The 10,157-nt window shown below is 68.5% G+C and carries 8 protein-coding genes; 6 read left to right on the top strand and 2 right to left on the bottom strand.

All coding sequences use genetic code 11. The annotated features are described in order from the left end of the window. Nucleotides 1-546: 546 nt before the first annotated feature. Nucleotides 547-1,839 carry a DEAD/DEAH box helicase gene (locus HC022_RS12530; protein ID WP_008886161.1) on the top strand — a complete coding sequence of 431 codons (1,293 nt, stop codon included), beginning with the start codon at nucleotides 547-549 and terminating at the stop codon, nucleotides 1,837-1,839. Nucleotides 1,840-1,993: 154 nt separating this feature from the next. Here the strand turns inward: HC022_RS12530 and HC022_RS12525 are convergent, their stop codons facing one another. Continuing rightward, nucleotides 1,994-3,367 carry an L-serine ammonia-lyase gene (locus HC022_RS12525; RefSeq protein WP_167452658.1) on the bottom strand — a complete coding sequence of 458 codons (1,374 nt, stop codon included), beginning with the start codon at nucleotides 3,365-3,367 and terminating at the stop codon, nucleotides 1,994-1,996. 196 nt (nucleotides 3,368-3,563) lie between these two features. Here HC022_RS12525 and rpiA point away from each other — a divergent pair, with 196 nt between their 5' ends. The 5 genes from rpiA to HC022_RS12500 all read left to right on the top strand — a co-directional run bounded on the left by rpiA (nucleotide 3,564) and on the right by HC022_RS12500 (nucleotide 8,531). Then, nucleotides 3,564-4,346: a ribose-5-phosphate isomerase RpiA gene (rpiA, locus tag HC022_RS12520; protein ID WP_167452657.1), complete on the top strand. Its 783-nt coding sequence runs from the start codon at nucleotides 3,564-3,566 to the stop codon at nucleotides 4,344-4,346. Nucleotides 4,347-4,537: 191 nt separating this feature from the next. Then, the gene (locus tag HC022_RS12515; RefSeq protein WP_167452656.1) at nucleotides 4,538-5,989 is read left to right on the top strand and encodes an FAD-dependent oxidoreductase; all 1,452 of its coding nucleotides are present in this window, start codon (nucleotides 4,538-4,540) and stop codon (nucleotides 5,987-5,989) included. A 125-nt stretch (nucleotides 5,990-6,114) separates the two neighbouring features. Then, nucleotides 6,115-7,266: an FtsH protease activity modulator HflK gene (gene hflK, locus HC022_RS12510; RefSeq protein WP_167452655.1), complete on the top strand. Its 1,152-nt coding sequence runs from the start codon at nucleotides 6,115-6,117 to the stop codon at nucleotides 7,264-7,266. Nucleotides 7,267-7,269: 3 nt separating this feature from the next. Then, on the top strand, nucleotides 7,270-8,343 hold the full coding sequence (gene hflC / locus HC022_RS12505; RefSeq protein WP_167452654.1) for a protease modulator HflC: 1,074 nt from the start codon (nucleotides 7,270-7,272) through the stop codon (nucleotides 8,341-8,343). Continuing rightward, nucleotides 8,340-8,531, top strand: a complete 192-nt coding sequence (locus HC022_RS12500) for a DUF2065 domain-containing protein (protein WP_167452653.1) — start codon at nucleotides 8,340-8,342, stop codon at nucleotides 8,529-8,531. Before hflC ends, HC022_RS12500 begins: the two co-directional genes overlap by 4 nt. Nucleotides 8,532-8,606: 75 nt before the next feature. Here the strand turns inward: HC022_RS12500 and HC022_RS12495 are convergent, their stop codons facing one another. Further along, nucleotides 8,607-10,070, bottom strand: a complete 1,464-nt coding sequence (locus tag HC022_RS12495; protein ID WP_089955603.1) for a methyl-accepting chemotaxis protein — start codon at nucleotides 10,068-10,070, stop codon at nucleotides 8,607-8,609. Between the last annotated feature and the right edge of the window lie 87 nt (nucleotides 10,071-10,157).

The raw sequence follows: 10,157 nt of genomic DNA, 5'->3' as shown, positions 1-10,157 counted from the left end.
CGCCATCCCGCTGCTGGCGCTGCCGGGCATCTCGATCGCGTCCGGGGTCATCGACGGCGTGCCCTCGGGGGTGCAGCTCGTGACGGCGCCGTGGCGTGAGGACATCTGCCTCGAGGCGGGCGAGCTGCTCGAGCAGGGCTTTGGCGCACCGGCGCTGGTGTCCTGAGGCGCAACCGGCCCGGGATTACGGAAAATCAACGCCTGTCCGGCCCCGTCCCGGGGCGCGGGCGGGCGAAAGGGTCACTCATCGTGACGCACCGTGCTTGACTTGTGGACGGTTTTGCCCCACATGGGCGGTAACGCTGCGCTGCCGCGTGAACTAGCCGCGCCATGAACGATCGGTCCCGAACGACGGGACGGGTCGGGCGCAACAGCGTTGCCACCTAAAGGTTCCCCATCACGCAGGGTTCTGAACGCGACGGCCAGACGCGGCGGGAGACGCCCGCCTGTCCCGAGGCCGCGCGGCACCCTGTCCACACCGCCCTGCAAGGCGGGTGGCGCCATGCCGTGTCCCAAGCGGGGGCGCGGTTCCGCAAAGGATACTTCTTGTTCGATTTCGACATGCTCGGCCTCGCGCCGACCCTCTCCGACGCTCTGAAGCGCAACGGTTTCTCGGAACCCACCCCGATTCAGAACCAGGCCATTCCGCTGGCGCTCGAAGGTCATGACGTGCTTGGCCTCGCCCAGACCGGCACCGGCAAGACGCTGGCCTTCGGCCTGCCGCTGATCGACGCGCTGCTGGCCCAGCCCGGCAAGCCCCTGCCCAAGACCGTCAAGGCGCTGGTGCTGGCCCCGACCCGCGAACTGGTCAACCAGATCGCCGAGAGCCTGCGCCAGCTGACCGAAGGCACCAAGCTGCGCGTCGGCACCGTCGTCGGCGGCCAGTCGATCAACCGCCAGATCAACTTCCTGTCTCGCGGCACCGACATCCTCGTCGCCACGCCCGGCCGTCTCATCGACCTGATGGACCGCAAGTCAGTCGACCTGTCGCAGACCCGCCAGCTGGTGCTGGACGAGGCCGACCAGATGCTCGACCTGGGCTTCATCCACGCGCTGCGCAAGATCGCGCCCAAGCTCGGCACGCCGCGCCAGACCATGCTGTTCTCGGCCACCATGCCGAAGCAGATGGAAGAGCTCTCGGCCGCCTACCTGACCAACCCGCGCCGGGTGCAGGTCTCGCCTCCGGGCAAGGCCGCCGACAAGATCACCCAGTCGGTGCACTTCCTCGGCAAGGACGACAAGCCGCGCAAGCTGCGCGAGGTCCTGCGCCAGGATCTGGACGCGCTGACGCTGGTGTTCTCGCGCACCAAGCACGGTGCCGAGCGGCTGATGAAGGGACTCGTCGCCGACGGTTTCAACGCCGCCTCGATCCATGGCAACAAGAGCCAGGGCCAGCGCGACCGCGCCATCAAGGCGTTTCGCGACGGTGACATCAACGTGCTGGTGGCGACCGACGTCGCCGCGCGTGGCATCGACATTCCGGGCGTGGCCTACGTGGTGAACTATGACCTGCCCGAGGTGCCGGACAACTACGTCCACCGCATCGGCCGCACCGCGCGTGCCGGCCGCGAGGGCGAGGCCATCGCCTTCTGCGCTCCGGATGAGGCGGACCTGCTGCGCCAGATCCAGAGGCTGATGAAGATCGAGATCCCCGTGGCCTCGGGCGAGGCTCCCACGGCGCTGACCGAGGGCGGCGGCCAGAGCCGTCGTCGTGGTGGCGGCGGCGGTGGCGGTCGTGGCCGTGGCGGCCCCGGCAAGGGCGGCTTCAAGCCCGCCGCGCATGGCAAGCCCGGTGGCAGCGAGGGTCGTGGACGCCGTCCGCGCCGTCGCGCCGCCTGAGGCTGACATCGCCGCAGCGTCGCCCACGGGCGGCGCTGTTTGCTGACCTGCACGGCAGCGATACGAAAAGCGATCCGAAAAAGACCGGCCCCCAATCGCCTTGGGGACCGGTCTTTTCATGTCGCGAAGCGAAGCGTTGAGCGGGGGGTGCCGCTCAGCAATTGGGGACGTTGACCGCGAGCCCGCCGAGCGAGGTTTCCTTGTATTCCCGGGCCATGTCGCGCCCGGTTTGCCGCATGGTCTCGATGCAGGCGTCGAGCGGGACGAGGTGGGTGCCGTCGCCGCGCAGGCTCAGCGAGGCCGCCGACACCGCCTTGATTGCGCCGAGCCCGTTGCGCTCGATGCAGGGCACCTGCACGAGCCCCTTCACCGGGTCGCACGTCATGCCGAGGTGATGCTCGAGCGCGATCTCGGCCGCGTTCTCGATCTGTGCGGGCGGCCCGCCCAGCACCGCGCAGGGCCCGGCCGCCGCCATCGCCGCGGCGCTGCCGACCTCGGCCTGGCCCCCGGCCTCCGCGCCCGAGATCGAGGCGTTGTACTTCACCAGCCCGCCGATGGCGGCGGCGGTGAGCAGGAACTCGGGCACCCGGCTCGAATGCGCGCCCGGCACGAAATCCAGCCAGTAGCGGATCACCGCGGGCACCACGCCGGCGGCGCCGTTGGTGGGCGCGGTCACGACCTGGCCCATGGCGGCGTTCTCCTCGTTCACCGCCATGGCGTAGCAGCTCATCCAGTCATTGATGACATGGGGCGCGGTGAGGTTGCGGCCGTATTCTTCCTTGAGCGCGTCATGAATGCCCTTGGCGCGGCGCTTCACCCGCAGCCCGCCCGGCAGCTCGCCGTCCGAGGCCAGCCCGCGGCTGAGGCAGCCGTTCATGACCTCCCAGATCCGCTCGAGCCCCTCGTCGAGATGCGCCGCGGGACGGCGCGACAGCTCGTTGCGGCGCTTCATCTCGGCGATGCCCAGCCCCGATGCATTGGCCATCTCGAGCATCTCTGCGGCAGAGCGGAACGGGTAGGGGACGCGCGGCCCGTGGTCCACGTCATCGCCCGCCTCGAGCTCGGCCGCGGTCAGGACGAAGCCGCCGCCGACCGAGTAGTAGGTCTCGGACAGGATCACGTCGCCCTGCGCGTCGGTGGCGTGCAGCATCATGCCGTTGGCATGGCCGGGAAGGTTGTGCTCGTAGTCGAAGCGCAGGTCGGTGGCCGGGTCGAAGACCAGCGGCGGCAGCCCCTCGGGGGTCATCTGCTTTTCGGCGGCGATGCGCGCCATCTCGGTCTCGGCGGCCTCGGCTTCGTAGCCCTCGGGGGTGAAACCCGCGAGCCCGAGGATCGTGGCCCGGTCGGTCGCGTGGCCGACGCCGGTGAAGGCGAGCGAGCCGTGCAGCGACGCGCGCAGGCCATGCGGCTCGAAGGGCGCGGCGCGCAGTGTGTCGAGGAAGCGCGCGGCGGCCACCATCGGCCCCATGGTGTGCGAGGATGACGGGCCGATGCCGATCTTGAACATGTCGAAGACGGAAAGGAACATGCGCGGGCCCCCTGTTCGCGGAAAATCCGTTTCTTGGTAGCGCAGGTCGGGGGGGCCGAACAGGATGAATGCGTCATTGCGCCGTACAGATAAGCCTTGGCGGCGGAAAAGCCCTCTCGGCATCCGAATATGTTGTCGCGCGGTGGCACCGGGCTGACTATAAGGCCGCGCAAACAGAGATTCTTGGGGGATCACCATGACCGGAGAGCTTTCGCCGATCGACAAGGCCAAGTTCGTCGCAGCCAAGCGCGCCGCCGAATTCGTCGAGGACGGGATGCGGGTCGGGCTCGGCACCGGCTCCACCGCCGCCTGGCTCGTCCGCTGCCTTGGCGAGAAGGTGCGCGAGGAGGGGCTGAAGTTCCGCGGCGTTCCGACCTCGACCCGCACGGCAGAGCTGGCCCGCGAGGTCGGCATCGAGGTGATCACGCTGGAAGAGGCGCGCTGGCTCGACCTCACCATCGACGGCGCCGACGAATTCGACGGCGAGCTGAGCTTGATCAAGGGCGGCGGCGGCGCGCTGCTGCAGGAAAAGATCGTGGCCACCGCCTCGGACCAGATGGTCGTCATCGCCGACGCCGCCAAGGAGGTCGGGACGCTGGGCGCCTTCCCGCTGCCGGTCGAGGTCATTCCCTTCGGCTGGACCGCGTCGCAGGCGCTCATCGAAGAGGCGCTGGTCTCGATGGACGTGATGGGCCGCCAGATTACGCTGCGGATGGACGGCGACTCTGCCTACCGCACGGACGAGGGCAACTTCATCCTGGACCTGCACCTGACGCGCATCGGCAACCCGCGCCAGCTGGCGCTGATCCTGAACCAGATCCCGGGCGTGGTCGAGAACGGACTCTTCATCGACATCTGCGACCAGGTGGTGATCGGCTACGGCGACGGCCGGGTCGAGGTGCGCGACATCAACGCGGGCACCACCTCGGAGGAGCAGATCGCGCTCGCCGAAAACGACAACCTGTTCCGCGACATCTGATCCCGGCGCCTCGCGCGCCACAGGAACGCACTGCCCGGCAGGCCCCTGCCGGGCGGTTTCGTTTGCGGGGGTGGCCTGCGGGGCAGGGGGGCGCATCGCCCCTGCGCGGCGCGCCATGCGGGCCCGGTACGTCTGGTCATCCGGGCGGGGCTGTGGGATACCCGGGGCAACACCAGAACAGGAAGTGCGTGATGAGCGATTTCGACTACGATCTCTTCGTCATCGGTGGCGGATCCGGTGGCGTGCGCGCGGCCCGCGTCGCGGCGGGCGAGGCCAGTGCCAAGGTGGCGCTCGCGGAAGCCGACCGGTACGGCGGGACCTGCGTCATCCGCGGCTGCGTGCCCAAGAAGCTGATGGTTTTTGCCAGCGAATACGGTGACTTGGCCGAGGATGCCCGGCGCTACGGCTGGGACATCGCGGCCGGCAGCTTCGGCTGGTCCGGGTTCAAGGACAAGCTCAACGCCGAGCTTGATCGGCTCGAGTCCGTCTACCGCTCGCTGCTGAAGAACTCCGGCGTCGACAGCTACGACGCCCGCGCCACGATCAAGGACGCGCACACGGTCGAGCTTTCGACCGGCGAGACCTTCACCGCCAAGCACATCCTCATCGCCACCGGCGGCCGCCCGGTGCGGCCCGATCTGACGAACGCCGATCTGGGCCTCGTCTCGGACGACATCTTCCACCTCGAGCGCCTGCCCAAGACCGTGCTCATCGTCGGTGGCGGCTATATCGCCTGCGAATTCGCCTGCATCCTGCACGGGCTCGGGGTCGAGGTGACGCAATACTATCGTGGCGCCCAGATCCTGCGTGGCTTCGACGAGGAGGCCCGCGGTCTCATCGCCGACAGCATGACCGAGCGCGGCATCAAGCTGCATGTCGGCACCGACCTGGTCGAGATGCGCTGCGCCACGCCCGAGGACATGACCGGCGGCTCCGAGGGCGTGCTCGGCGCGCCGATGCTGGAAAGCGGCGAAGTGGCCCCCGAGGGCAGCGACAGCTCCGGCCCGATCCTCGTCAAAGCGACCAACGGCGACGCGAAGGTCTTCGACCAGGTGTTCTTCGCCACCGGCCGCCGCCCCAACACCGACCACATGGGACTCGAGGAGGTCGGCGTGAAGCTCGGCCGCCGCGGCGAGGTGCTTGTGGACGAGTACAGCCAGACCTCGGTGCCGTCGATCTACTGCATCGGCGATGCCACCGACCGGGTGAACCTGACCCCGGTGGCGATCCGCGAGGGCATGGCCTTCGTCGAGACCGTGTTCAAGGGCAACCCGACCCCGGTGGATCACGAGCTGATCCCCTCGGCGGTGTTCACCCAGCCCGAATTCGGCACCGTCGGCATCTCCGAAGAAGAGGCCCGCGACCGCGAGCCGGTCGAGATCTACTCGACCTCCTTCCGCCCGATGCAGAGCGCCTTCGCCGGCCGCCCCGACCGGGTGCTGATGAAGCTCGTGGTCTCGAAGGAGACCCGCAAGGTGCTTGGCTGTCACATCGTCGCACCCGGCGCGGGCGAGATGATCCAGCTGGCCGGCATCGCGGTGAAGATGGGCGCGACCAAAGAGGACTTCGACCGCACGGTTGCCGTTCATCCGACCATGTCGGAAGAGATCGTAACCATGCGCAAACCGACCCGGAGCTATTGAATCTGCGGTCAGAATACCCAGATTCTGCCGGATGTCCGGCGCGGGGAGCGCGCTGGGTCCCGGGACGACAGGACAGGCCCGAACGCGGGCAACGGACAAGAACTGAGGGGAAGGGAAAGAGCTTCATGGCAGGAAACAGCGGCGGCCCCTGGGGCGGCGGTGGCAATCGTGGCGGTGGTGGCAGGCCGCCGAACGGTGGCGGAGGAGGAAACGGCGGGCGCAAGCCCGACGACCCGCAGATCCCCGAGATCGACGAGCTGATGAAAAAAGGCCAGGAGCGTCTGCGCGTGCTCATGGGCGGGCGCGGCGGCAACGGCGGCGGCACGCCCTCGGGCGGCAGCGGCGGCTCGGGCGGCCCTGGCATCACGAAGGGCACCGTGGCCATCGCGGCGCTGGTGGCTGTGGGGCTCTGGGGCTACATGAGCTTCTACACCGTGAAGCCCGAAGAGCAGTCGGTGGAACTGTTCCTCGGCAAGTACAGCTCGACCGGCAACCCCGGTCTGAACTTCGCGCCATGGCCCTTCGTGAGCGCCGAAGTGGTCAACGTGACCTCCGAGCGGACCGAGACCATCGGCGCCGGCCGCGATGCCGACGGCCTGATGCTGACCACCGACGCCAACATCGTGGACATCGAGTTCCAGGTGGTCTGGAACATCTCGGACCCGGCGAAACTGCTGTTCAACATCCGTGACCCGCAGCTGACGGTCCAGGCGGTCTCCGAGGCCGTGATGCGCGAGATCATCGCTGCGTCGAACCTCGCGCCGATCCTCAACCGCGACCGTGGCATCATCGCCGACACCGCGCTCGAGCAGATCCAGGCGACGCTCGACGAGTACGAGAGCGGCATCACCATCGTCCGGATCAACCTCGACACCGCCGACCCGCCACGCGAGGTGATCGACGCCTTCCGCGAGGTGCAGGCCGCCGAGCAGGAACGCGACCGTCTCGAACGCCAGGCCGACGCCTACGCCAACCGCGTGGTTGCCGAGGCCCGCGGCGACGCGGCGCAGATCCGCGAGCAGTCCGAGGGCTACCGTGCGCAGGTCGTGAACGACGCGCTGGGTGAGGCATCGCGCTTCACCGCCGTGCTCGAGGAATACGCCAAGGCGCCCGAGGTGACCCGCCGCCGTCTCTACCTCGAGACCATGGAACGGGTGCTGGGCGACGTGGACAAGACCATCCTCGACGAGGCGCTGACCGGATCCGGCGGCGGCGTGGTGCCCTACCTGCCGCTCAACGAGCTGAACCGCTCGCGCACGACGACGGGGGGGAACTGATCCATGCGCAAGACGACCTACATCCTTCCGGCCATCGTCATCGTGCTGGTGCTTCTGCTGTCCTCGGTCTTCGTCGTGGACGAGCGTGAAAAGGCGCTGGTGCTGCAGTTCGGCCAGATCAAGTCGGTGAAGGAAGAGCCCGGGCTCGCCTTCAAGATCCCCTTCATCCAGGAGGTGGTGAAATACGATGACCGCATCCTCTCGCTCGACACCGACACCATCGAGGTGACGCCGTCGGACGACCGTCGCCTCGTGGTCGACGCCTTCGCGCGCTACCGCATCGCCGACGTGGTGCAGTTCCGCCAGGCTGTCGGCGTGGGCGGTGTGCGCACCGCCGAGGACCGGCTCTCGGGCATCCTCAACGCGCAGATCCGCGAAGTGCTGGGTGCCGACCAGGTGACCTCGGACGTGATCCTCTCTGAGGACCGCCGGGCGCTTACCAACCGCATCCGTGACCAGGCCCGTGCTTCTGCAAGGTCGCTGGGGCTCGACGTGGTGGACGTGCGGCTGAAGCAGACCAACCTGCCGTCGCAGAACCTTGAGGCGACCTTCGCCCGGATGCGCGCCGAGCGGGAACGGGAAGCGGCCGACGAGATCGCCCGCGGTAACGAGGCGGCGCAGCGGGTCCGCGCGCTGGCCGACCGGACCGTGGTCGAGACCCGCTCCGAGGCCGAACGCGACGCCAACGTGATCCGAGGCGAGGCCGACGCCGAGCGCAACGGCATCTTCGCCGAATCCTATGGCGCCGATCCCGAGTTCTTCGCCTTCTACCGCTCGCTTCAGGCTTACGAGGCGTCGCTCACCGGCGAGAACTCGACCATCGTGATGACGCCGGGGTCGCAATTCTTCACCTATTTCAACAACCAGGACGGTAACGGACGGGCTGCGGAAGCAGGTGCGGAGGCGTCTTCGGACGTGCCGGGAACGCCGGCATCCGAAGCACCCGGGTCCGACGCGGCGCCGGCAGCTGAGGACGCACCGGCCGTTGACGCACCGGCGGCAGACACGGCCCCGGCGCCCGAGGCCCCGGCCTCCGGCTCCGAGCCGGCGGACGACACGCCGCCGGCCAGCGAGTGACGCTGACCGACATCGGCACGGGGATCGCGATGGTCCTCATCCTCAAGGGGCTGGTCTATGCACTGGCCCCTTCGCTTGTGGAGCGCCTGCTCGAGGCGCTCCGCGAGATGCCGCTCGAGATGCGCCGCAACCTCGGGCTGCTGACGGTGGTGACCGGTCTGATCCTGCTCTGGTTCCTGCACGGGTAGGGCAGGGGCCGCACAAGGCGGCTGTCATCCTGCCCGGAGCTGTGCCGCCCGCCACAAGTGCGCCGCACCCCGCGATCAGCCGGTGCGCTGCAGGTCCTCATCGCCATCGCCCCAGCCGATCTCCATGCTGCCGCCCTGCTGGCGGAAGCGCAGGGAGCCGAGTTGGGTGCGGGTGTCCTCGGCCATGCGGCGGATGCCGTCCATGGCGTCCGAGGTCTGGTCCACCATCGAGGCATTGCTCTGAGTGATGCGGTCGAGCTCGATGATGCTCTGGCTGATCTCCTGCATGCCCTTGGACTGTTCGGTCGAAGACTCGGCGATGCTGCTGACCACGTCGAACATCGACGAGAAGCCCGAGACCACCCGCTCCAGCGAGCTGCGGGCGTTTTCGACCAGCACCGCGCCGTGCTTGACCTGATCCGAGCTCGACTGGATCAGCGCCCGGATCTCGCGCGCGGCGTCCGAGGAGTTGGCCGCCAGCGACCGCACCTCGCCCGCCACCACCGCGAAGCCGCGCCCGGCCTCGCCGGCGCGCGCGGCCTCGACGCCTGCGTTGAGGGCCAGCAGGTTGGTCTGGAAGGCGATGTCGTCGATCAGCCCGATGATCTGGGCGATCTTCTCGGAGGAGGTCTTGATCTCGCCCATCACGTCGGCGGCGTTGCCAGCAACCTGCGAGCTCTCGTACATCTCGCGCCTGGCGCTGTCGAAGATGCCCCGCGTCTCGGAGGTGCGCTCGCTGGTGGAGCGAACGCTCTCGTTGATCATCTGCATCGCGGCGGTGGTCTCTTCCAGCGAGGCGGCCTGGCTGCTGGTGCGGCGCGAGAGCTCGTCCGCCGAGCCGCTGACTGTCTGCACGATGTTCAGCAGATCCTCCATCGACAGGGCAACGCGCGCGAACAGCGCCTCGAGATTGCGCGCGGCGCCGTTCAGCTTGACCCGCACGTCGTCGTAGGCGGCGGGGAAGTCGCTTTCGCCCGGGCCCGGCACCGCGTGGGTGAGGTTGCCGTCGGCGAGCTCGTCGATCGCGGCCTCGAGATGGTCGAAGGCCTTCTTCTGCTCTTCGCCCCAGACCCGGAAGGTGACGTCGGTGACCTGCTCGATGTCGAGCATGAAGGCGCGGGTCACGGCGCTGACGATGCGGCGGGAGCGTGCGGCGGAGGGACCCACCAACCGCAGGCCGAGCTTGGCGAGCAACCGTTCGAGCAAGTCGCTGGAGGCCAGCGCATAGGAGGACACGAAAAGCTCGAGCGGCAGGTCGATGGCCGCGTGCACCCGGCCGATGTGTTCGATCGAGGTGAAATACGCCTCGCCCAGATCGCCCGAGAGCAGCCTCGTCCAGTGCGCCTTCTGGGCGGCGCGGGCATGGGCCACGCGGCTGTCATCGGCGAAGAAGGCTGCGGCGACCGGATCGGCCAGCGCGCGGCGGTAGAACGCCTCGAGCACCGCATCGAGATCGGGGATCAGCATGCGCCCGGCACTGCGCAGATCCTCCTGCGCCTGGTCGACGAGCCTGAACCGTTCGAGCTGTTCCCGTGCCATGCGCCTGCCTTCGGTTGATCCCTCCCCGAACGCTCTACCGCGCAATCCTTTACAAGAGACGAACGGACGCCCGGATGCCGCCTTTCA

Source organism: Salipiger sp. HF18 (genome assembly GCF_011806505.1).
Classification (GTDB): Bacteria; Pseudomonadota; Alphaproteobacteria; order Rhodobacterales; family Rhodobacteraceae; genus Salipiger; species Salipiger thiooxidans.
This window is presented reverse-complemented; position numbering and strand designations above follow the sequence as displayed.

Excerpts from the sequence above, each read along its gene's own strand:
- HC022_RS12525 (WP_167452658.1), bottom strand. The coding sequence starts at position 3,367 with ATGTTCCTTTCCGTCTTCGACATGTTCAAGATCGGCATCGGCCCGTCA.
- rpiA (WP_167452657.1), top strand. The coding sequence starts at position 3,564 with ATGACCGGAGAGCTTTCGCCGATCGACAAGGCCAAGTTCGTCGCAGCC.
- HC022_RS12515 (WP_167452656.1), top strand. The coding sequence starts at position 4,538 with ATGAGCGATTTCGACTACGATCTCTTCGTCATCGGTGGCGGATCCGGT.
- hflK (WP_167452655.1), top strand. The coding sequence starts at position 6,115 with ATGGCAGGAAACAGCGGCGGCCCCTGGGGCGGCGGTGGCAATCGTGGC.
- hflC (WP_167452654.1), top strand. The coding sequence starts at position 7,270 with ATGCGCAAGACGACCTACATCCTTCCGGCCATCGTCATCGTGCTGGTG.
- HC022_RS12495 (WP_089955603.1), bottom strand. The coding sequence starts at position 10,070 with ATGGCACGGGAACAGCTCGAACGGTTCAGGCTCGTCGACCAGGCGCAG.